This is a genomic window from Pseudomonas sp. DF11 (assembly GCF_058148565.1).
Map to the genome: position 1 here is coordinate 1071992 of NZ_JBYVYN010000001.1, position 23220 is coordinate 1095211.

General features: G+C 56.4%; 19 protein-coding genes. 10 read left to right on the forward strand and 9 right to left on the reverse strand.

Annotated elements, in window-relative coordinates; genetic code table 11:
• Positions 1 to 106: 106 nt before the first annotated feature.
• The gene (locus AC30D9_RS04440; protein ID WP_490143527.1) at positions 107 to 2461 is read right to left on the reverse strand and encodes a TonB-dependent siderophore receptor; all 2355 of its coding nucleotides are present in this window, start codon (positions 2459 to 2461) and stop codon (positions 107 to 109) included.
• Positions 2462 to 2738: 277 nt separating this feature from the next.
• Complete coding sequence (locus AC30D9_RS04445; protein WP_490143528.1) at positions 2739 to 3590, reverse strand: AraC family transcriptional regulator; 852 nt, start codon at positions 3588 to 3590, stop codon at positions 2739 to 2741.
• A gap of 160 nt (positions 3591 to 3750) precedes the next feature.
• On the opposite strand from AC30D9_RS04445, the gene AC30D9_RS04450 reads away from it, so the two are divergent.
• The gene (locus tag AC30D9_RS04450) at positions 3751 to 4158 is read left to right on the forward strand and encodes a hypothetical protein (RefSeq protein WP_490143529.1); all 408 of its coding nucleotides are present in this window, start codon (positions 3751 to 3753) and stop codon (positions 4156 to 4158) included.
• A 58-nt stretch (positions 4159 to 4216) separates the two neighbouring features.
• Here the strand turns inward: AC30D9_RS04450 and AC30D9_RS04455 are convergent, their stop codons facing one another.
• The 6 genes from AC30D9_RS04455 to AC30D9_RS04480 form a co-directional block, all read right to left on the reverse strand.
• The gene (locus tag AC30D9_RS04455) at positions 4217 to 5497 is read right to left on the reverse strand and encodes an OprD family porin (protein ID WP_490143530.1); all 1281 of its coding nucleotides are present in this window, start codon (positions 5495 to 5497) and stop codon (positions 4217 to 4219) included.
• 286 nt (positions 5498 to 5783) lie between these two features.
• A complete protein-coding gene (locus AC30D9_RS04460) occupies positions 5784 to 6479 on the reverse strand; it encodes a DUF4286 family protein (protein WP_109753326.1) in 696 nt (231 codons plus the stop codon).
• A gap of 21 nt (positions 6480 to 6500) precedes the next feature.
• Positions 6501 to 7394, reverse strand: coding sequence for a fumarylacetoacetate hydrolase family protein (locus AC30D9_RS04465; RefSeq protein WP_109753327.1), 894 nt, complete (start codon positions 7392 to 7394; stop codon positions 6501 to 6503).
• 3 nt (positions 7395 to 7397) lie between these two features.
• Entirely contained in the window at positions 7398 to 8198 is an 801-nt protein-coding gene (locus AC30D9_RS04470; protein WP_109753328.1) for a 2-keto-4-pentenoate hydratase, read from the reverse strand.
• A complete protein-coding gene (locus tag AC30D9_RS04475; protein WP_490143531.1) occupies positions 8195 to 9001 on the reverse strand; it encodes an IclR family transcriptional regulator in 807 nt (268 codons plus the stop codon). The genes AC30D9_RS04470 and AC30D9_RS04475 overlap by 4 nt, the downstream gene beginning before the upstream one ends.
• Before the next feature lie 278 nt (positions 9002 to 9279).
• Positions 9280 to 10458 carry a fumarylacetoacetate hydrolase family protein gene (locus AC30D9_RS04480; RefSeq protein WP_459161265.1) on the reverse strand — a complete coding sequence of 393 codons (1179 nt, stop codon included), beginning with the start codon at positions 10456 to 10458 and terminating at the stop codon, positions 9280 to 9282.
• Between the two features lie 120 nt (positions 10459 to 10578).
• Here AC30D9_RS04480 and AC30D9_RS04485 point away from each other — a divergent pair, with 120 nt between their 5' ends.
• From AC30D9_RS04485 to AC30D9_RS04510, 6 genes are all read left to right on the forward strand, one after another.
• The gene (locus tag AC30D9_RS04485) at positions 10579 to 11565 is read left to right on the forward strand and encodes a LysR family transcriptional regulator (protein WP_176689514.1); all 987 of its coding nucleotides are present in this window, start codon (positions 10579 to 10581) and stop codon (positions 11563 to 11565) included.
• 123 nt (positions 11566 to 11688) lie between these two features.
• A complete protein-coding gene (locus tag AC30D9_RS04490; protein ID WP_176689513.1) occupies positions 11689 to 13236 on the forward strand; it encodes a UxaA family hydrolase in 1548 nt (515 codons plus the stop codon).
• Between the two features lie 60 nt (positions 13237 to 13296).
• Positions 13297 to 14877, forward strand: a complete 1581-nt coding sequence (locus tag AC30D9_RS04495; protein WP_490143532.1) for an aldehyde dehydrogenase (NADP(+)) — start codon at positions 13297 to 13299, stop codon at positions 14875 to 14877.
• Between the two features lie 412 nt (positions 14878 to 15289).
• Positions 15290 to 16723, forward strand: coding sequence for an MFS transporter (locus tag AC30D9_RS04500; RefSeq protein ID WP_490143533.1), 1434 nt, complete (start codon positions 15290 to 15292; stop codon positions 16721 to 16723).
• A gap of 73 nt (positions 16724 to 16796) precedes the next feature.
• Positions 16797 to 17726 (forward strand): shikimate dehydrogenase family protein, encoded by a 930-nt coding sequence (locus AC30D9_RS04505; protein WP_490143534.1) that lies wholly within the window; start codon positions 16797 to 16799, stop codon positions 17724 to 17726.
• A 6-nt stretch (positions 17727 to 17732) separates the two neighbouring features.
• Complete coding sequence (locus AC30D9_RS04510; protein WP_176689510.1) at positions 17733 to 18752, forward strand: Gfo/Idh/MocA family protein; 1020 nt, start codon at positions 17733 to 17735, stop codon at positions 18750 to 18752.
• Positions 18753 to 18844: 92 nt separating this feature from the next.
• On the opposite strand, the gene AC30D9_RS04515 is transcribed toward AC30D9_RS04510, so the two are convergent.
• Positions 18845 to 19825: an AraC family transcriptional regulator gene (locus AC30D9_RS04515; RefSeq protein ID WP_459161262.1), complete on the reverse strand. Its 981-nt coding sequence runs from the start codon at positions 19823 to 19825 to the stop codon at positions 18845 to 18847.
• A gap of 190 nt (positions 19826 to 20015) precedes the next feature.
• On the opposite strand from AC30D9_RS04515, the gene AC30D9_RS04520 reads away from it, so the two are divergent.
• The 3 genes from AC30D9_RS04520 (at position 20016) to AC30D9_RS04530 (ending at position 23079) form a co-directional block, all read left to right on the forward strand.
• On the forward strand, positions 20016 to 21200 hold the full coding sequence (locus tag AC30D9_RS04520) for an aldo/keto reductase (protein ID WP_109753336.1): 1185 nt from the start codon (positions 20016 to 20018) through the stop codon (positions 21198 to 21200).
• A 58-nt stretch (positions 21201 to 21258) separates the two neighbouring features.
• Positions 21259 to 21969, forward strand: a complete 711-nt coding sequence (locus AC30D9_RS04525) for a hypothetical protein (protein WP_490143535.1) — start codon at positions 21259 to 21261, stop codon at positions 21967 to 21969.
• Positions 21970 to 22062: 93 nt separating this feature from the next.
• Positions 22063 to 23079, forward strand: a complete 1017-nt coding sequence (locus AC30D9_RS04530; RefSeq protein WP_109753337.1) for an AraC family transcriptional regulator — start codon at positions 22063 to 22065, stop codon at positions 23077 to 23079.
• Positions 23080 to 23220 lie beyond the last annotated feature (141 nt).

Sequence of the window (23220 nt, forward strand, 5' to 3'; positions counted from 1 at the left end):
GATTGACTCGCCGATGCTGTCATGCCCGTCTGCAGTTAAAAATTGCAGCAACTAGATATAACTTGGCGAGATCTAGCTCCACGGGGGGACAGCGCTTACCCGCGAGCTACAGCTTATAATTCAATGTCATCAGTGCATTACGCGGCGCCCCATAACTGATAGTGTCGAAATCTCCTTTCTGCGTTGCATATTTTTTATCGAACACATTATTAACATTGATTGATACATCCATGTTCCTGGTCAGTTCATAACGCGCCATCAGTGACGTCAACGCATAGGGATCTTGTTCCGCCACCCTTGTGCTGGTACTGCTGCTTAAGAAGCGGCTTTGCCATTTGACGCCTGCGCCCAGCGTTAGCTTATCCAACACTCCGGGTAATTTATACGTAGTGAACATCTGAGCGGTAGTGCGTGGAACCTGTGCATTAAGCCTGGCGCCGTTGCCATCTTTGGCTGTGAAAGCGGCGAAGCCGGCATAGATATTCCAATTGGAAGAAACTTCACCCTGCATGTCAAACTCGATCCCGCGGGACTTGGTGCCATCAACACCTTTGTAAGCCTGAGCACCGCCTGGCGTAAGAAGATTGCCATCTACTTGTGCAGCATTGTCCAATTCGGTGTCAAACAATGCGACAGACGCATTTAGGCGCCCCTCCAGGTATTCAGCCTTGAGGCCAATCTCTTTCGTCTTACCTTCAGTAGGCGTGAGGACGTTGCCATTGCTATCTCGGAACGATGTTTGCGGGTTATATATGCCGGTATAGCTGATGTATACGGAATACGTACTATTAATGTCGTATATCAAACCTGCATAAGGCGTAAACTCATTGCTTTTCTTATAATTGAACGGTGCTCCGCCTGCGGTCTCGTCAATCTCGTATCGGCTGAACCGCCCGCCGACAATCAGCCTCAATGGATCGGCCAGAGAGAATCTTGCAGTGCTGTAGAAGCCGCGCTGTTTAACCTCGGTATTCGTCGGCATGGACGTCATTGCATCAAAGTCGGGTTTGGGGAAATGACTATTCCAATCGTAGATATTGCCGGGGGTGAAGCCCAGAATAAAAGGACTGACATCGTCTCTATTCGAGGTATATCGGGAGCTCATGCCGCCCACTACCAAGTCATGTTGGCGCCCCATTAAATCAAACGGACCGCTCGCCATTACATCGAAGGTGTTTTGACGGCTTTTCCCTTCGCCAGCCAATGCACTCGGATAAGTGCCATTGGGGAAGGTGCCCAATCCAGTATCCTGATCGGGTGTACCGAAACCTCCCATTAACTGGGAGTCATACTTAGTACGATACTGGTTTACGACACCCTGGATCTTCCAACCGTTATCAAACCTTTGTTCAAGTTCGGCGAAAACAGTTTGCCGAGTACTGTCCCAACGATTCCAGTCCGCAGCCATGGATTTGGAACGCGACCATTGTGCCTCTGAGCCATTGCTGAACCATAGAGGAACACCGCCCCAAGTAGGTCGTTTAGGGGAACTGTTCTGATAGTCGTACCCTATATCCAAGGTGGTGTCTTCGGTGAGCTCTGCTTCAATGATCCCGTAGAACGCTTGCTTTTGTGTTTGATAACCATCGATGTAGGAGTGACCATCGTTATTGACCCCCACCATACGTGCTCGGACACGACCGTCTGTTGTCAGCGGCACGGAAATATCCCCCATCTCCCGAAAATTGTCCCATGACCCCGCACTGATAGAGGTTGAGGCCGAAAACTCTGGTGTTGGTCTTTTGCGCACCAGGTTGACCGCAGCAGACGGATTGCCCGTGCCAGTGAGAAGTCCGTTCGCTCCGCGCACAATTTCGACCCGGTCGTAAAATGCGGTTTCCAGGTCACTGATACCACTGCCGTTTATGACGTCGCCGATGACGGCCGGTATGCCGTCATACTGGATGTTGTCGATCAGAAAGCCTCGGGAATAAAAACTCGTGCGCTGGCTATCAGATTGGTAAGACGAGATGCCGGTCGTGTTCTCCAGCACCCCCTGGACTGAATCCAGTTTTTGATCGTCCATGCGCTGACGCGTTACCACGGAAATTGATTGCGGCGTCTCCCGCAGCGTCAGCGGTAAGCGAGTTGCGGCCGTGGTCTGGCCGGTGGTGTAAAGCCCAGTCCCTTCCGTCGTGGTGGCATCGGGTGTTCCTGTCGCGCTTATCGTCACCGATGGGAGGATCATCGTGCCCTGAGACGGTGTGCTCTCGTCAGCTTCAGTAATGTCCTGCGCCATCACACAACTCGAACTACCTAAAAACACAAGCAGCGCTGCAGCAACTGGTTTTTTCACCAGACGCTGAGGCACGCAGTGGCGCCTCCCACCGCAGTAAGTCAACGAAATCCACATCAGCCATTCCTTATCAATAAAAAACAGACAGCGGCCGACCGTCGAGAGACGAATTTGAGGGAAGGCCGAGAACTCACCCGGAACCAGACCGGAGAACGGAAGTGACAAATCAATCTCAGATGAAACTGATTAGCATTCGTTGTCGCGCAATCTAGCAACAAGCAGTCATTGCCAGATATCGAGGTATGGCCAGATTATTTTCCAGTTCAGCCAATGTTCGCGATGGGTCGTTTTCTGGCCGGAATTGAGCGTAACCGCCGTCAACTTTGACTTTGATTAGGAATGAGGGAGGTATGTTTGCGGTATCGTTCTACGATGCCTTGGGAGGGGCGGATCGCAATACAGCACCAGAAACGATAGGGCCGATTAGCCGCCATTCACGTCATCAAGGAAACAGGATCGACGCCACGTGCGAGGAGTCACCAGCGATGGGAGCACTGGCTGAGCGGGCGGAAAGATACTGCACAGGCGGTTTGCCTACGGTTTTGCGGAACATCGTGATAAAGCCGCTGGGGCCCTCATAACCGAGCTCCAATGCAACCGTTTGAACGCTCTCTCCTTTGGCCATGCGCTGCAGTGACAGAATCACATGCAACTGCCGACGCCAACGCCCAAAACTCATCCCTATTTCCTGCAGTAACAGCCGACTCATGCTGCGCTCACTCATACCGATGCGAGTGGCCCAATCGTGCACCGAAACCTTAACCGCAGGGTCGGCCAGGAGCATTTCGGCGAGCCTGCGCAGACGCGTGTCGCGAGGCATCGGTAAATGAAGGTCCTGCACGGGGGCTGCCGACAATTCATCCAACAACGTTGCGATCAAGCGTTCTTCGCGCGCGCCAGTGACTGCGTTTCCCGAGAAGCTTGCCGTCTTCAGCAACAACTCACGCAGCAGCGGCGATACGCCAATCGTGCAGCAACCTCGCGGGAGATCCGGGGCGGCATCAGGTTCAACAAACAGGCAATAACATTCCGTTTCTCCGGAGCCACGTGCCGCATGTGACAAACCACCGGGTATCCAGACGGCGCATTGCGGTGGAACGATCCAGACGCCATCTTCTATTTCACAATTGAGGACACCGCGCACGGAGTAAAGCAGTTGCGCCTTACGATGTTGATGACTGGCCTGCTCCCAGTCCTTGCTGACCATCGAAGCGCTGAGTGCAACGACGGGCCGCGAAATGCTGTCGACGTCCCACTTGGTAAACGTGTCTTTGTTAGCAGTGTTCTTCGCCATAGCAGGTGTATGCCTTTCGCTAAGCCAAGGGAAAAAAAAAAATCTGGCTGATTCGAACAATATTGTGGCCAGACTGTGCAATTACGCCGACCCGCTTACAGGGTATCCTGAAACTGCGAGACATCACAGAGGTTTGGCAACTCGTCGAAGGACTATAGAAATGCGTATAGATGCCACCCAATTTCCATTCGTTTGGCTGCAAAAGACCACACTGGGCGATAGCCAAGAAAAATCACTTGCTGAGTTCGAAGCCCTGATTGCCCGCAATGAACCCTTCGTCCTCCTAAGCAGCGAAGGTCTGGATAAGGAGCAACCGGAACACTCACCAGACGAAATGAAACAAATGGCTCTGTGGATGAAGCGCCATAAAAGTGAGCTCAAGAAGTATGTCAAAGCCTCGATTCATATCGAATCAAATCTCACCAAACGCTTAGCGGGCAAAGCGTTCGCAGTCGTGTATGAAAAGTTTTGGGGCTATCCCATGCTCATCACAGCTACTGAAGATGAGGCCTTGGCGCTGGCCCAGAGATTATTGGAACCAGCGCTCATGAAAACCGGAGATTTTTAGAACAGCGGCGGCGTACTGAACGCCGCCTACCGATCAAGAAGTGCGATCGAAAAACGCTTTATAGCAGCGAGATGGGGTAATTAATAAAGATCCGGTTCTCATCAAACTCATTGGTACTGAAATCCCTGCGAATACTCGAGTTTCGCCATCTAACGCTGAGATTTTTCAGCGCGCCGGACTGCACCACATAGGCCAGTTCCGATTCTCGGCCCCATTCTTTGCCATCGGTAATCGAACCTGTATGGACATTATCACCGCTGATATATCGGTTCATTAATGTCAGACCCGGTACACCGAGTACCGCAAAGTTGAAGTCATGGCGCAGTTGCCAGGATTTTTCCTTGGCGTTGTCGTAACTGGAGTTGTAGCTGTCGTTGGCCAGGGTGCCGCCGCTGGTGCCGTTGACGCGCATCCAGGCGTCATCACCGCCGACTTTCTGCAGGCCGACGTAAAACGTGTTGCCGCCGTATTTGGCCGAGAGCATGGCGAACGCGGTCTTGTTGTCCAAGTCGCCGGCCAGCGCGCTGCCGTCTTCCTTGCCGATGAAGTAGCCGAGGTTGGCACCCAGGGTCCAGTCGCCGATGGGCTGGCTGTGGGTCAGGTTGAAATATTGCTGCTGGTAGATGTCGGACAGTTCCGCATACCAGACGCCAACCTGAGTGCGCTTGTCGTTGAAGGCATATTCGCCGCCGCCGAAGTTGAAGCGGTCGGACGTGAAGGCGCCGCGACCGTTCATCGACATGTCTTCCATGCTCGCGTCGTTGCGCGGGCTGTTGGCGCGGAATTGACCGCCGTACAGCGTCAGGCCGTTGATCTCGGTGGAGGTCACCTGGCCACCGCGGAAGGTTTGCGGCAGGGAGCGGCCATCGTCGGAGCGCAGGATTGGCAGCACCGGCATCCATTCACCGACCTTCAGCTCGGTCTTCGACACCTTGGCCTTGAGGGCGACGCCGAGGCGACCGAAATCGTCGGCCGGACGACCGTCATCATGCACGGGCAGCAATTGTGTGCCCGCAGTGCCGCGGCCGCCGTCGAGCTTGACCGAGTACGTGCCCAGCACATCCACACCAAAACCGACCACGCCCTGGGTGAAACCGGACTTGGCGTCGAGAATGAAGTTCTGGGTCCATTCCTCGGCTTTACCTTGGGCAGCGTTCGGGTTGGTGAAGTTACGATTGATGTAAGCATTGCGCAAATTGAGGGTGGCCTTGGCGCCATCGACAAAACCGCTATTCTGATCGGCTTGAACAGCCGCTGACGAACCCGCGCAGACCGCAAGAGTCAGACGGATCAGAGAGTGATGTGCAGGCACGCTGCGGGAAATAACAGGGTAGCGCATGATAATTTCTCACAATGAATTATTATTGTTTTTGTTGCGATTTTTAGCTCTTCATTCAACCTATGCACAGGCCGCTCGAAGAACTAACTTCCGAGCCACTGCTGGGAACACTATCTGTCTTGTATTAGCCCTTTATTGAGTAACTTGATAATGGGTTGATATTCACCTCAAACAAAATCCGAGCGTGCGCAGACGCGAGCCGAACTCAATGCCTGTAATGACACGCTCGTGGGAAACTGCCTGAGAATTACGACTGAAAGTTAAAACATACTCGAGCGCTCGGCGATCAACCCGCACTTCCCGGCGTTTTGCAACGTGTGTATTCCAATTGATAAAGCGTGGTTTCCGGCCCCACTGATTGCCCTTCCAACAGCCGTTGCAACTCCGCCACAAAAGACTCGCCGGCGACACGAACATAGTCGGGCGCACAACCTTCGATCATGACGATCCAGGCCGGTATTTGCGTCCCCTCGGCGCGGGCCTTTTTCTCTGCGGTTTCAACCTTGCTCACGGCTTCATCAGCCACACACAAGTGCACGCCGGTAATTCCCTGTTTATCTGCGAGGGGAGGAAGTACGCGTTGGCGCAATGCGTCTGATACCGATTTATGTTGCCCTTCGACAACATCGAAACGGACCGTTAACAAATACGCGCCCTGCCCCACACCGCTGGTGTAAGTAACCTCGCAAATGGATCGCGCGACGTTGCGATAGGACTTCACCGACTGTTGGGTCCACGCCGTCGGACTGTTGAGACGCGATAGATAATCCTGCCCGCCCAGCACCTGCACCGTATCCGCCTCATAGAGGTTGAAGTAGGTAGGCCCTGCATCCAAAGCGATGTATCGACGCCCCCGCAAAAAACCCGGAATCCCGGCCCGCTCAGGCATGTGTTCACGGTTATGCCACTCATAGAACTCGTCCCGCGCTTCGGGCAAAAGATCGTGCCAGATCGCGACTACTCCTGTTCCTGCAAAGCTCATAGCGTTTTCCTCTAGCGATAGTCAGTCAACGTTGGGATGGCGACCGGCGACCCACGCAGCGCCCATTTCAGCAACGTAAGGAACCACGGTCTGAAATTGCTCACCCAGCCCTTGGCCGCCGACACGCATGGTGTCACCCGCCTTGAGAAATACCGGTGGTTTCTGCCCGAGCCCTACACCGGGTGGCGTACCGGTAATGATGACGTCACCCGGCATTAGCGGCATGAAGCGACTGAGGTACGCGACAATATGTGCAACGCTGAAAATCATCGTACGGGTATTGCCGGTCTGGAGACGTTTGCCATTCACATCGAGCCAGAGGTCAAGTGCCTGCGGATCGGCAATTTCGTCACGGGTGACCAACCAAGGTCCCAGAGGTGCGAAAGAAAAGCCGCTTTTCCCCTTGGTCCACTGGCCTTCGTACTCAAGCTGATAAGCCCGCTCGGAAACATCATTGGCCAGGCAATAACCGGCGATGTGTTCCAACGCCCGCGACTCATCGATCTGCCAGGCGGGCGTACCGATGACGATGGCCAGCTCGACTTCCCAATCAAGCTTCTGGGCACCCGTCGGTAAAATCACCGGGTCGTTGGGTCCGCTGATGGATGCGGTGTGCTTGTTGAATACCACCGGTTGGCTCGGGATAGGCGTATCCGTTTCAGCTGCGTGATCGGAGTAGTTCAGACCGATGCAAATCAGGTTCGGTACGTTGCCTACGCATGGACCAAGACGTGTGCCAGGCGCCACCACCGGCAGCTTTTCAACGTCAACAGCACGCAGTTTTTCAAGCACTGTGGGGCTCAGGGCCGACGCATCGATGTCATCGACAATGCCCGAAAGGTCTCGAACGATCCCTTGCGAATCCAAAACTCCCGGCTGTTCCTGCCCCGGTAAACCAAAACGAACTAAGCGCATTTGTTACTCCTCCAGCGTTGAGAAATGGACAGACAATGAGCCTGCTTCGCCGAACCGAACATGCAGTGGCTGATTGACGGGCACATCGAGAACACCTGCATAGGACCCGGTGATAACCACCTGCCCTGCTTGCAGCCCTATCCCTTGTGTAGACAGAAAATTGGCCAGCCATACGATCGGCAACAGCGGATCCCCGTCCGGATGGCGGCCCTTGATATTCACAAGCTCTGCCGTTGCATCGCTCAGGGTGATATCCAGTTCAGAGGGCATGCTGGCAGCGTTCGACAGCGTGATTGGCGCCCCAAGTACCAGGCCGTGATTGAATAGACCATCGGCGAGCAGTTGCTCGAACGGCAATGAGTGTGGATCGGTGTAACGGCAGTCGATCACTTCCAGTGCCAAGTGCACGTCACTGATCGCAGCAGCAATCTCTCCAGCTGTATAAGGCTCGGCACGAGCCGGCAAATCATGGGCCAGGACGCACGCCAGTTCAGGCTCGATGCGCGCCTTATCGGCGTCGGCGGCCAGTGAGTAGCGTTCGCCTTTTACAATGCTGTCGCTGTAGATCGGGGCTACGATCCACTTGCCAGCCGGGGGTAATGCACACTTCCATCCCCCGACGGTTTTTCCAGCCAATGGCCCCACGTGCTGCTGAATGGCAAAACCTTGTGCCAGGCTGCCTGGCAGGTTCGGGCCTGGCAAGGATGCCAGCCGGACACCCTCCAGCCGTGCACGAACCAAAGCGGCAGCCGCGACTTCCAGCCCTGCCCCCGCCTCGGTCCATGCAGGTGCGAGCTGGCTCATACGCTCTCCGAATGCACGTTGTTCTGGCGCGGCCAAACCGTACCCAGCTTGTTGGCTGCATCTTCCAGCAGAGCATGCAATTCGTCATAACGTTCAGGCTGCATGCGCAAGACCGGGCCGGCGATACTCATCGTACCGACCACAGCACCAGACGGAACCAGCTTGACCGGTACGGCAATCGCCCAGACACCCGCTTCGGCTTCTTCAATGACCAAGCCATACCCGCGCTTGCGGGTCAGCGCCAGTTCGGCCAACAAGCCTTCGATGCTGTTGATCGCTTTCGGCCCCTGCCCCATCCCGGCGTCAGCTTTCCCCAATCCGCTACGCAACGCATGCTCAATGGCCAGTTCATCGGGCATTGATGCCAACCAGGCTTTGCCATTGGCGGTGGCGTAGAGATTGATCGGTTTATCCATGGCCGGCGAATACATGAGCCCCGGCGCGGCGCCTTGGGCCGAAGACAGCCAGGACAAGGTGCCCTCGTTGACCACCGTCAGCCGTACCAACTCCTGGCACTGAACAGCCACTTGCTCAAGGATCGGCTGGACCAACTCAGGCAAACCAATTCCATGCAAATAGCGCTGCCCCAACAGCGCCAGCTTCAGCGTCAAGCGGTACTGCGAGGTGGCTTCATCCTGCTCTGCCCATCCTTGCTCGACCAACTGGGCAAGCACTCGATGAGCGGGCCCCTTTTCCAAGCCCAACTCAGCGGCGATATCGGACATCCGCATCCAGCGAGCTTCACGTGCCAGCAGCTCGATAGCCTCCAGGCAGCGGTCAACAGCACCTTTAACGACTCTCATATTTTTCTCGACTTATCTTTGACAATGAGGTGAATGTGAGCAACATTGTTCGTACTGGAACGACGTTCCAATAGTATGCAGGCGTCATCCGATAAGTCAAACCCGCTTGTATCTGGCTGGCCTTATCGAGACAGGGTGGGACCCGCAGGCGTCTTCAGGAAGCAGGGACGCCCGACCGATATGAAACGGGTTCGGCTCTTTTCATCAATAGAAGTGGGCCTGCGTATGTCCAATCGTTTGCGGAAGAACACCCAATGCATCTCCCCCTCCCGCCTTACCTACAGCAGTCCGCGGGCAGCAAGATTGTGCATCATTGCTCGCAAGCCGAAAGTCCAGGGCGCAGCCTCATGGCTGTAGGTGACTGCGTTGCGCAATGTACCCAGCAACGGGCTCCCGATGCTGACCTCATCACCCTGCTTATGCGTAAAGCCGCTTCCCGGCGCCTCACGATCCTGGGTAGGCGCAAACAATGTCCCGAGAAACAGCATGAAGCCATCAGGGTATTGGTGATCGCCGCCGATCGTCTGGGCCACGAGATCCAACGGGTCACGGCTGATCAGCGCCATGGAGCTGCTGCCTTTAAGGATGAAGCCGTCGTCGCCCTGAACCCGAAGATCCACGACGCAATTGCGCACGTCATCGAGCGTAAACGCTTCATCGAACAGACGAATAAATGGGCCGATCGCACAGGACGCATTGTTGTCCTTGGCCTTGCTCAACAGCAGTGCACTGCGGCCTTCGAAATCACGCAAGTTGACGTCATTGCCCAAGGTGACGCCATGCACTTGGCCTCGACTGTTCACCGCCAGCACGATTTCCGGTTCCGGGTTGTTCCATTCAGACTTGTGATGGATGCCGATTTCGCTGCCGCTGCCCACGGCGGCCAGAACCGGTGCCTTCGTGAAAATCTCCGCATCCGGGCCGATACCGACCTCCAGGTATTGCGACCACATACCCTGCTTGATCAGCACCGCCTTAAGGCGCATCGCGTCTGGCGAGCCTGGCTTGATTGCCCGCAAGTTATCGCCGATTGCCTCTTGCACCAAGCGGCGAACACTTTCCGCTTTGGCGGCATCGCCTCGGGCCTGCTCCTCGATGACCCGCTCGATCATGCTAGAGGCGAACGTTACCCCGGCCGCCTTGATGACTTGCAGATCTGCTGGGGGCAACAGCGATGCCTTGCCGGGATCGGCATGGCTGCCAGTGTTTCCAAGCAACGCCTCGACAGTCCCGATATACCTGCCAGACGCCTGACGAACCGCCAACAACGGCGAGGTGTGTTCCAGCAGTTCGCTTATTGTCGAAAAGGTTTCAGAAAGATCAAACACACCATCCTCGCGCAGCACTACCGGCGAGGGTCCTGCAATCGCACCCGGGATCCAGGCACGGCCGATCAGTGTTCCGGCCAAGCCATCCACTGGCAGGGTGTTTTCGCGCGTCAGTTTCAAGTTCGCCATAGAGCTTCCAGATCAGTCAGCCATCAGAGCCGCAAAGCTAATGGACCGCCCGTGCGAATCCCAATGAAAGAATCTCACTAATCAATGCTGTTTCGTTATCGACAGACAAGGCCTTATCCAATGGAAAACGATCAAATTACTTTTGGCAGTGTCACCCGATGGCTGAAGATCAAACATTTGGTACTGGTCAATAGCTTGGCCAAGACCCGCAATATGCACACGACCGCAGAACACATGAATGTTACGCAACCGGCCATCAGTAAATTGCTTCGCGATCTGGAAGTACTCTTGGGTTTCCCACTGTTCGAGCGCCAGACGCGCAACCTGGTGCTGACTGAACTAGGGGAGTTCGTGGCTCGTTATGCGCGTATTACCCTGGAAGACACCGAATCGTTCGTCGACCAAGTCAACAAGCTGCGAAGAGGCGGGCATGGTCATTTGAAAATCGGCACCATTTTCGCCGCGACATCAGTGGTGTTGCCTGAAGCCATCGCCAGCATAAAGCGGGAGCGCCCTCTGCTTTCTATCGAGGTGATCGAACAAACCAGCAACCATCTGCTGGAAATGCTCGAACAAAAAAAACTCGATTTGATCATCGCCCGCTTCACGGATGAGGATTGTCAGCCTTTCGAATTTACGCCGCTGGGGCCTGAACCCTTTTGTCTCGTCGCGAACAGCGCACATCCGCTGTGCCAACTTGAAGTGGTGCCCACTGAAGCACTCAGCGAATGGCCATGGGTCATGTATCCCTTCAATACGCCGATCCGACAACGCATGGAGCGTGCTTTCACGAAGTTCAAGATCGTTCCGCCCACCAACACGGTGGAGACAATTTCCATGCAAACCTTCCTGCAGTTGCTGCAGTCTGGGCCAATGCTCGCCATGCTCCCCGAGTCCATGGTCCAGTCGCACCTGCAAAATGGCCAACTGCAAATCCTCGACACCCCCTTCAAAGTTGAATCTCAGGATTACGGGGTTATCACTCGCAAGGATGAACCCCTGTCAGAGCCGACGCGGACGTTTATTGCGACCTTATTGGAATTCGCCAGGCAGCGGCAGACAGCGACAGAGAAGAAACACCGCAGCCATCCCAGACAAAGCCGATGAGGCAAAGTTATCGAGCAATCGAAAGCTCTCATTAGGCAGCCATTTCCATGAATCCTATAGTGCCGGCACAAAAGTGCGGCGCTACCAGTGACCGCGCACTACCCAGCAGCCCGTGAGGATGCGATGGAACTGATCATGAAAACCGGCGCAGCAGCTGTGCTGCGCTTGAACCCGCTGGACGATGTACTTATCGCACGCCGACCGCTGCTTGCTGGCGAATTTCTTGAGCAAGAAGGCGTAACTGTCCGGCAAGCGATTGTACCGGGTCATAAAGTTGCCTCCCGGCGTATCGAAGCCGGTCAACCGGTGAGGCGCTATGGGCAAATCATTGGTTTTGCGGTTGTCGACATAGAAGCAGGCGAGCATATCCATGTGCACAATCTGGCCATGGGGGAATTCACTCGAGACTATGCCTTCAGCGTCGATGCGAAACCCAACGCCAAACCGAGTGAAGCCCCGTCGTTCATGGGTATCGTGCGCCCGGATGGACGCGTCGCGACACGCAACTACATCGGCATTCTCACGTCAGTGAATTGCTCTGCCACAGTCGCCCGGGCCATCGCAGACCATTTTCGTCGGGACATCAATCCGGCTGCACTGCAAGCGTATCCAAACGTCGACGGTGTTGTTGCTCTCACGCATTCCGCCGGCTGCGCCGTTGATCCCGCGGGCGACGGTTTGAGCATGTTGCGCCGGACATTGGCCGGGTATGCGACCCACGCCAACTTTGCGGCCGTGCTGGTCATCGGGTTGGGCTGCGAGACGAACCAAATCGACTCATTACTCACGACGCAAGGACTGACCCGTAGTAATACCCTGCGTACGTTCAACATCCAGGACAGTGGCGGTACGTCCAAGGCCATCGCCAGTGGCATTGACCACGTGAAGCAATTGCTTGGCGAGGCCAATCAGATCCAGCGTGAACCGGTCAGCGCTCGCCATCTGACCGTCGGGCTTCAGTGCGGTGGCTCGGATGGCTATTCCGGTATTACCGCCAACCCCGCACTGGGCAATGCGGTGGATCGCCTGGTCGCCTGCGGCGGTACCGCGATTCTTTCCGAAACCCCTGAAATCTACGGGGCCGAACACTTGCTGACGCGGCGGGCTGTCAGCCGTGAAGTCGGCGAAAAACTCATCGCTCGAATTCACTGGTGGGAACGCTACTGCGAGCGCATGGGGGCCGAGTTGAACAATAACCCCTCTGCCGGCAACAAGGCCGGTGGCTTGACCACCATTCTGGAAAAGTCCCTGGGCGCTGTGGCGAAGGCCGGCTCGAGCAACCTGATGGATGTCTACGAATATGCCCAGGCCGTCACTGCCAACGGGCTGGTTTTCATGGACACCCCTGGCTATGACCCGGTCTCGGCAACCGGTCAGGTCGCCGGTGGCGCCAACCTGATTGCGTTTACCACCGGTCGCGGATCGGCCTATGGCTGCGCCCCTGCCCCATCAATCAAGCTGGCGACTAATAGCGCCTTGTGGGCTCGTCAGCGAGAAGACATGGACATCAACTGCGGCGAAATAGCCGAAGACACTCTGACCATCGAAGAGTGCGGTGCCGCGATCTTTGAAACCATGCTGCGCATTGCCTCAGGCGAGCGCAGCATGAGCGAACAGCACGGATACGGACAAAATGAGTTCGTGCCTTGGCAGATCGGCGCCGTCACCTGATTTTCAGTCCTGGGAATGCCTTGCCCAGCTATCTCTTGCCCATTCAACCTGGAGACAACGATGCCCCTCATCACCGGCCAGAATTTTATCGGCGGTCAGCGCAGCGCCGCCGGCAGTATCATCGTCAAGAGTGTCGATGCCAGCACGGGGGAGACCTTGCCCTATGCCTTCCACCAGGCGACCTTGCAAGAAGTCGAGGACGCGGCTCATGCAGCCAACAACGCCTTTTCCAGCTACCGCTGCCTGAGCGCGAGCAAACGGGCTGAATTTCTCGATGCCATTGCCCAAGAGCTGGAGGCTTTGGACGATGAGTTTATTGCCCTGGTTTGCCGTGAAACAGCATTGCCCGTAGCTCGCATCCAGGGCGAACGCGCGCGTACCAGCGGTCAGATGCGCCTGTTTGCAAACGTACTGCGCCGTGGTGACTTCTATGGCGCTCGCATCGACCAGGCGTTACCACTTCGCAAGCCGTTGCCGCGCCCTGACCTTCGCCAGCACCGCACCGCCATCGGTCCGGTTGCGGTGTTTGGCGCCAGTAATTTTCCGTTGGCCTTCTCCACGGCCGGCGGCGATACCGCTTCCGCGCTCGCAGCGGGTTGTCCGGTGGTATTCAAAGCCCACAGCGGCCACATGGCGACTGCAGAACAGGTCGCCAACGCGATTATCCGGGCAGCCGAGCGCAGCGGCATGCCCGCCGGTGTCTTCAACATGATTTACGGCAGTGGCGTAGGCGAAGCCTTGGTAAAACATCCGCTTATCAAGGGCGTTGGTTTCACCGGTTCGCTCAAGGGCGGCCGAGCATTGTGCGACATGGCCGCCGCTCGCCCCGAGCCCATTCCCGTCTTCGCCGAGATGTCGAGCATCAACCCGGTCGTGATCCTGCCTCAGGCGCTCTCGCGTCGAGCTGACAGCATCGCTCATGATCTTGCCGCCTCGGTGGTTCAAGGTTGTGGGCAGTTTTGCACCAATCCCGGACTGGTGGTTGGCATTCGCTCGGATGCTTTCAGTACTTTTCAGAATAGAGTGGCAGCGTTGATAAGCGACCAACCGGCACAGACAATGCTCAACGCAGGCACGCTGCGTAGCTATGCGGCTGGCTTGCAGAACCTGCACGCGCACCCCGGCATCGTGCACCTGGCCGGCAGCAATCAACAGGGTCACCAGGCTCAGCCACAGTTGTTCAAGGCCGACGTAGAGTTACTGCTTAACGGCGACAAGGTTCTTCAAGAAGAAGTCTTCGGTCCCACGTCTATCTTCATTGAGGTCACTGACCAGGCGCAACTCAACGCTGCCATCAATGCCCTTCACGGACAATTGACCGCGACCCTGATTGGCGAGCCAGAAGACCTGACGCAATTCGCAGAGTTGACTGCTCTGTTGGAGATGAAGGTTGGCCGCATCCTCATCAACGGCTACCCAACGGGTGTCGAAGTCTGCGATTCAATGGTGCACGGCGGCCCTTACCCTGCGACTTCCGATAGTCGTGGCACCTCGGTTGGCACGTTGGCTATCGATCGCTTTCTGAGACCCGTCTGCTTCCAAAACTACCCGGATGCATTGCTTCCCGATGCGCTCAAGAACGCGAATCCGTTGAACATTTCGAGGCTTGTCGACGGTTATCCCTCGCGAGATAGCTTGTAGGTTGGCAAACGTGCAAGGCGGCGCAGGTGTTCTCCCAAGGCGCACGGGGCTCGTGCGCCTTGGGGTCATCCTGCACCGCTGACACGTCCAATTTTGCAGAGAGCCACGCATCACAACGTTAAAACCTGTCGTTGGAGTCATTGCCCTCGGTAGGAAGCAACAGTGTTGGCAGCTGGCGCTAGGGAGCCTGTTCATCCGCTTACACCCTATTCGCTCAATTGCATGAGCGGGCTTTAGCGTGCGCGCTCGGCTCGACGACGATGCCTGGCGTATGCATTCAGCACCTCACGAATACCAGCGTCACGCCTTGATCACCAAGGAAAGACTTCCTTGACAATGCGGCGATTCCAGTAACAGAATTACTAATGGAACGTCGTTACAATAAAAACAATTGAAAAACCGGAGACACGTCATGAATCAGAGCATACCGATCGACGCTCATTCCAAAGGCCAGTCAAAGAAAGCCGCCGCCAGCGGTTGGATCGGCTCGGCATTGGAGTATTACGACTTCTTTATCTATGCGACCGCAGCGGCGTTGCTGTTCCCACAGCTCTTTTTCCCATCTGATAACCCAGCGGTCGGCATCATCGCCTCCCTGGCCAGCTTTGGTGTGGGTTACATCGCCCGGCCGATAGGCGCCGTCGTCCTGGGGCATTTAGGCGATCGTCATGGCCGTAAAACGGTTCTGGTCTACTGCATGTTCCTGATGGGCTTCTCGACGATGTGCATCGGACTTCTGCCAACGTACCAGCAGATCGGGATCTGGGCGCCGCTGCTGCTGGTGACGATGCGTCTGATTCAGGGTTTTGCGGTGGCCGGGGAGATCTCCTGCGCCAGTTCCATGATTCTCGAACACGCTCCGTCCGGTCGCCGTGGTTACTTCGCGAGTTTTACTCTCCAAGGGGTCCAGGCCGGACAGCTCCTCGCGGCAGCCGTTTTCCTGCCTCTGGCTCACTTCATGCCTGCGGATCAGTTCGCTTCCTGGGGCTGGCGGATTCCGTTCCTGCTTAGCGTCGTTGTCGTCATCATGGGCTATATCATTCGTCGCCAGGTCGATGAGACACCGGCATTTTCCGAACAGAAAAAGCAAGACGTAGAGACGGTCCTGCCAGTCGTCGAAGTCATCCGGCAGAGCTGGGGTGACCTCTTGCGTGTGATCTGCATGGCACTTGCCGCAGTGATCGCCATTGTCGCTTCGGTATTCGGCGCTACTTACGCAGTTCAACCTGCCTATGGAATCGGCTTCCCTGCAGGCATCTATTTGTGGATTCCTCTGCTGGGTAACATGTGCGCGGTGATCCTGATCCCCTTCGTCGGTAACCTCTCAGACAAGATCGGCCGCAGGCCCCCAGTCATTGTTGGCGTGCTCTGCGCGGGACTGCTTTCGTACGCGTACCTGTACGCGATCAGCATCCACAACCTGTGGCTTTCGCTGATTCTCTCTGTACTCATGTGGGGCGTCGCCTACCAGGGTTTCAACGGCGTCTTCCCAAGCCTCTTTCCCGAACTGTTCCGCACGCGGGTGCGTGTGACCGGCATGGCCATCGGACAGAATATCGGGACCGCGATGACTGCGTTTCTCCCGGCAATCTTCGTCACTGTCGCGCCGCCCGGCTCCGAGAATATCCCTCTGAAAATCGGTTCCCTTACATTAGGTATCTGTGTGGTCGCTGCGATCGCGGCGTTCACTACGCGTGAAACGTACCGGATTCGCCTTGAAGATCTCGGCAAGCGCAACGCGGTGCCTATCGCCAAAGAAGAATACGATCGTCTGCGGGCCGAAGCGATGCTGGGCACAGCCCGGACAGCCGTCCCAAACGACCTGGCTAGCCAACTGCGCTCGTAACCACCTTCGAATTACACTGGTGCGACCCTCAGGTTTTCGCGCCCCACACAGGCCCGACGGGCAGAGCAGCATCATGCGGTTGGTATTTGCCTATGCAGAGCCATCCCCGCTGCTCATGCCCCCAAAGGCAATCAGGGCGCCTCTTCCCGTCAACATCGAATATCAGGCAACCATGGCCTCACATATCACAGGTACAACTCGGCTTTATGGATTGGTCGGCCATCCGCTGGCGGCCGCCAAGTCTCCACAATTATTCAATAGACTCTTTATAGAACAGCAGGCAGACGCGGTTTGTATTCCTTTGGAGGTCAAGGCCGATGACCTGTCCTCGTTCGTGGCGGGTGCCAGAGCGCTGAACAATCTCGCCGGCATCCTGGTCACCATGCCTCACAAACAAAGGATGCTGGCGGTTGTCGACGAACTTCATCCGACTGCGCGGCAAGTCGGTGCAATCAATGTCATTCGTTGCGAGACCGACGGACGCTGGGTCGGCGCCGTATTCGATGGCCTCGGTTGTGTCCTTGGCATGCAATGGGAAGGCTACTATCCCGCGGACAAAAACGTTCTTTTGGTCGGCGCTGGAGGCGCAGGCAGAGCGATCGCATTTGCCGTCGCGTCGGCGGGCGCTCGATCGCTGACTATTTCCGATGTCGACGAACAGCGAGCCGAGGAGCTGGCGAAAGCCGTTGCTGCCGAAACAGGTTGCATCACGCATCCCGGCCCTCCCGACCCACAGGGCCATGAAATCGTGATCAATGCCACGCCGCTTGGCATGAGCAAGAATGATCCTATGCCTGTGGACCCCGACCGGCTCGAGCCCGGCACCCTCGTCGTCGATATCATCAACTCGCCGGACTCGACACCGCTTTGCACTGCTGCGCGTAAACGAGGTTGTCCTACCCAGGACGGTGGCCCCATGCACAAAGGTCAGGCGTTGCTTGCACTGCGCTTCCTTGGGTTCGATTACCACCCCGATAACGTAACAGCACCGCGCCAGGAGTAAGTACATATGAAAGTTGCGTTACTGGAAGTCAGCCATTGGCACGTCCCGCTGTATCTGAATGCGCTTGAGACCCATGGGGTCCAAGTGGTGGCCGTGTCGGATTCGGAGCACGTGAAGGGTGAGGCGATTGCCGAGCGATTCAAATGCGCTTTGTATAGCTCATCCTACGAATTGCTTGAGCGCGAGGAGGTCGATTTTGCTTTCGTGTTCGGCAGGCATTCGCAAATGCCGTCGCTGGCAGAGGCCGTGATCGCACGAAACATCCCCTTTGCCCTGGAAAAGCCCTGCGGCATCAACATGGCACAAGTCACACGGCTACGTGAGCTGGCCGAGCAAGCCAATCTCTACTGTGCTGTACCGCTGATCTTCCGCATGAGTGAACTGCTCAGTGCCCTGCAAGATGCCGAGGGACACCTGGCCACGGACTTCAACTACATGTCTTTCCGTTTCATCGTAGGTCCGCCCTCTCGTTATGAAACGGCAGGCTCAGGCTGGGTCATCGATCCTGCTTTTTCAGGAGGCGGATCGACGATCAACGTGGCGACGCATTTCATAGATCTCTTCAGACTGCTGACCGGCAAGGAAGTCTCGCGAGTCTCAGCCGTCATGAATTCACTCACGCATCGGGGTAACGTCGAAGACTATTCGTTATTGACCCTGCAGACCGAAGATGGCGTGATCGGGGTTGTGGAAACGGGATACAGTTTCCCCAGTACCTTTGATGAGCAGCGCGAGTTCTCTTTCACTCTTTCGTCCGACCACATGTATGCCAAATCCGGTCCTGACCGAATCGAAATAAGGGATCGGCAGAACCTTGCCGCCGGTACCCGAAGCCGCCGACTGCAATTGGACACTGACGTCTATTACCCTCTGTTCGTCAAGCAAGTGCTTGCTGAGTGCCGTAACGGGGCCAAGCCCATTGCATCGTTACGCGACGCCGAGGCCATCATGCAGGTCATGGACGCGGCCTACGCTTCAGCTCGGCAAGGAGGTACGCTTTTGACGCTTACGCCGACGCCTGGATGATTCGAGCCGCCGAGCTGAATCCGACACCTAGACAGCTAACAATTGCGACTTGCGCCAATCTCTGTCTGGATTGAGGAGATTGGGTCGCTTAATTAGTCGAGCCGTCCACCATTCTCCCGTGCGTGCTTGATGTCTCTCGAGGGTGGGGCTCCGAAACGCCGGGCATATTCGCGACTGAATTGAGCGACGCTTTCATAGCCGACCCGCAACGCGGCGGTGTTCACATCGACCCTATCGGTCAACATCAGGCTGCGCGCGGCTTGCAGCCGTAACGATTTTTGATACTGGATGGGGCTGGTGCCTGTCAGCTTGCGAAACCGGTGATGCAGAGTAGAGCTGGCCATTCCTGATCGTTCGGCGAGGTCGGCTACGTGCAGCGGCTTGTCGTAGTGATATTTCAGCCATTCAATGGCTCTCACGATGCCCTTGTCTCGGTAACCCTCGCGAGTGACGCTGCGCAACAAATTCCCCGCTTCACTGAGCAGCAACCTACCGTATATTTCCCGCTTGATAAGGCCGGACATCAAGCCTGCTTCAAGCGGCCGGTCGATCAGCGTGGAGAGTCGAGCGAACGCATCGAGCATCTCACTCGTCGCCACACCGGATACGAAGCCCCGCGCCTCAGTAGCCATTTCCTGCTTTGGCGTTTCCAGGGTCAGGATCACCTCGTTGAGCATGGCAAAATCGAGCTTCAACACAATTGATAAATAAGGGGTTTGCTCGGTAGCCGCGGTAACGCGAGCCAGTGTGGGTATATCGACCGAAGTGACAAAAAACGCCCCTTGCTCGAACTCACAGGCTTGCTCGCCGAACGCGATCTCCTTCGCGCCCTGCAGAATGATGGCCACGCAAGGCTCATAAATGCAGTACTTGGGCGTACCTAGTTCGGCCACTCGATAAAAGGCCAAGCCTGGAATCGACGTTGTGCAAACCTCGTTCAACCCAATCTGCAGAGTGACTTTTTCGATAAGCCGCCTGAGTGCCTGGAGGCGTTCGTTGGGCTGAGCGGGTTCGTGCACGCTCGGGGAATGCACATGGCTGAAACGGAACTGCGAGAAGGAACCGCTCGTCATCACATGCGCCCCTATATACGGAATGCTCGAGTTTGCTGAGAGTTCGTGACCAGCACAAGTGCATCGGCAGGATTGTGCAAAAGATATGGCGTATTAGGGTCACCCGACCAACCCTCGTTGCTCTAACTTCCAGTACGAATATCGGCTTCGATGAGCCCGTAAAACCTCAGTCGCGAAAGGAAAGTTTTGGATGGACAGACGAGATTTTCTTACCTATTCGGCGGCGGGTGCTGTTGCAGCCGCTTTGCTGCCAGCATCGAGTGTCGCAAGTTCGCTGGCTACTGCCCCAGCGCCCTCTTCGCTGACAGAACGCGGAAGCGTGATGCCTACGCAAGGGCGGCTCGTGCGCACAGACCTGCCCCTCAATTTGCCCTCGCTTGCCATGAGATACGTGACGCCTCAACGCTTTGGTATGGGCGGGACGCAGATTGGCAATATCTTTGCGCCAATCAGCGACGAGCAGGCGGCTTTGGTTCTGCAAGCTGCTTGGGGTGCCGGTGTAAGGCTTTACGACACGTCGCCGTTCTACGGGTTTGGCTTGAGTGAATATCGTCTGGGCCGCTTCCTGCACGACAAAAATCCAGACGATTATGTGGTCTCTACCAAGGTCGGCCGCGTATTGACGGCCGCTGGCGGCCTACGTGCGGACCATGCCATCTGGAAGTCGCCGGCGCCCTTCAACTATCGATATGACTACACCGCAGCAGGCACCCGTCGCTCCGTGGAAGACAGTCTGCAGCGCCTGGGGTTGCCCCGTATCGATATCGTTTTTATCCATGACCTCTCGCCAGATAACACCGAGCTGGAAGGTGGATGGGAAGCGGCGTATCGAATTGCCCGCACAGGGGCGATGGTTGAGCTTGAAAAGATGCGTAATGAAGGGCTCATCAAGGCATGGGGCTTCGGCGTCAATACACCGAACGCCGTGGTTCAGGCCCTGACCAGTAATGACCCGACGCCCGACATCGTGTTGCTTGCCTGCCAGTATTCCCTCCTCGACCACAGCGATGCGTTGCGCAATACCTTTCCGGCATTGAGCAGCAAGGGCACCAGTGTCGTGGTTGGAACACCCCTGAATGATGGATTTCTGGGAGGCCGCAGTCGATATAACTTCAGCCTGGATCTACCTGCCGGAGCGGTAGAAAAGCGCGGGCGAATCATGGCGGTTGCCAGCCGACATGGCATCGATATTCATACTGCCGCCCTGCAGTTCGCGGCGGCACATCCGCAAGTGTCCGCGATCATCCCGGGGGCGCGTTCGCCGGGGCAGGTAGTTTCCAATGTACAAGCGATGAAGGTCGGTATTCCGGCAGCCTTCTGGGAGGAGCTCAAGAGCCAGAGCTTGATCGATGCGCAAGCACCGGTTCCTTCCTGAGGAGGGGCCACGCCCGTGCTACCTGCTGAATAAGAACACTAGCCTAAGGTCGTAATAGATGAAGATGCGAACGTCTCTTATGTTTTTCGGCGGCCTGCTTGCGCTCTCCAGCAGTGGTCATTTACTCGCGGACACACCTGCGCTTAGCGTTCCATTGCCTGATCCACTCCCACAGTTGAACGTTCTGACACTCCTGGTAGGTATACACCTGCTCGGTATGTGCTTCGGTCTCGGCGGGGCGACGATGCTGGACCTCTGGATTTTGCGGTGGATGCGCAGAGGCAGCCTCCCCGTTGAAATCGGCCGCACCTTTCACTTCATCAGCGACGCGGTCACTGCCGGACTATGCCTCCTGTGGCTTTCAGGCCTTGGTTTCCTGGCCCTTTACGCGATGGAGTCGCCGGAAAAGTTGGAAAATCCTAAACTCTGGGCCAAGGTAATCGTGGTGATCGTCCTGACCATCAATGGAATAATCATCCACGCGTTTGTGTTGCCAGCAGCCCTACGCGACTTGAGTCGTCCGCTGCTCTTTGGAGTCTCCCGCAGGAGAGCCGCCTTATTTCTCGCATCCGGTGCAGTTTCGGGTGTGTCTTGGTACACCGCTTTTGCCTTCGGCCTTTTTCGTGAGTTAAACAATAGCGTCACATTCAACGTGTTGGTCATCATGTGGCTCACGCTGATAGTAGCCGCCGCTCTCGCTGCCATTCTGCTCTGGTTAAACTCTGCAGCAGGCGCAAGAAAACTTCCTTCGCTCAGCCCTCCGACTTAAAAATAAAGCGTCGTCCGAGAAGCAGCTCGTCGCGCTGGCGGTGGATGTGCGTTAGCCCTACATTAGGGCCAACCACACCTGCGCGGAACAACCATGACGCCCCTCCAGGACAAAGGCACCACGTCAATTTCCTTGGTGCATGAGGCATTGTATAGCGCCAGACAGCGGAGCCTGGACCTGACGAGTGCGTTAGCCCATGCCGACATCGACCCTCAACTGCTCGATGCCCCAAAAGCCAGGGTCTCAGCGACCTCCTTTGCCCGACTTTGGGTGGAGATAGCCGACCTGCTGGACGACGAATTTTTTGGCATCGACAGCCATCCCATGCGTCGCGGCAGCTTCAAACTGATGTGTCATGCGCTCCTGGATTGCAGCACCTTGGGCCAGGCGTTGCAGCGAATGCTGTCATTCCTGCGGCTTGTACTGGATGACATTCATGGCGAGTTGCAGATCAAGGACGATCAGGCCTTTATCGTGGTCCAGGACCGAGGTGTCTTGCGTCGCCTGTTTGCCTATGGCACCTGGTTTATCCTCGTACACGGGCTGTCATGCTGGCTGGTCAATCAGCGTATCCCCTTGCACAAGCTCAGTTTTCGAGCGTCCAGGCCTGAGGATCAGAGCGACTACCGCATGCGCTTCTGTGAGGACATCGAGTACGACGCGCCCACGACCGAGATCAGTTTCGACAAAAAATTCCTCGACATGAAAATCGCGCAGTCGCCGGCCACGGTGGGTGCCTTTCTCAAGGAATCCCCCGGCAGCCTGCTGGTGAAATACCGCAATGACGACAGCCTTAGCGCGCAGATAAGACGTTACTTGCGAGGATCAAGCCCGGAACAATGGCCCGAACGTGATGACCTGGCTGTGGCACTGCACATGTCCAACTCGACGTTGCAACGCCGCTTGCAAGCAGAGGGCACGCATTATCAAAGCCTCAGGGACGACCTTCGCCGCGACATGGCGATTGACCTGCTGTCGCGCGGCGAGATGACCGTGACGCAAGTGGCCGCCGCCACCGGTTTCCAGGAGACCAGTGCGTTTCATCGGGCCTTCAAAAAATGGACCGGCGTCAGCCCCGGTGCCTATCGACGCGGGCACCTGGAAGAATAAGCCTCCCCCCCCCCCCCGCTACGCCCCCCGCCCCAACTCCGTTCAGTGCACTGCGTTGCACGCATGCCCAAACAGCTCACACAAATTGGTTCCACCCGACATGGGCGGCGCCTGATCGCCTTCCTAGAATGTCGCGAAGTG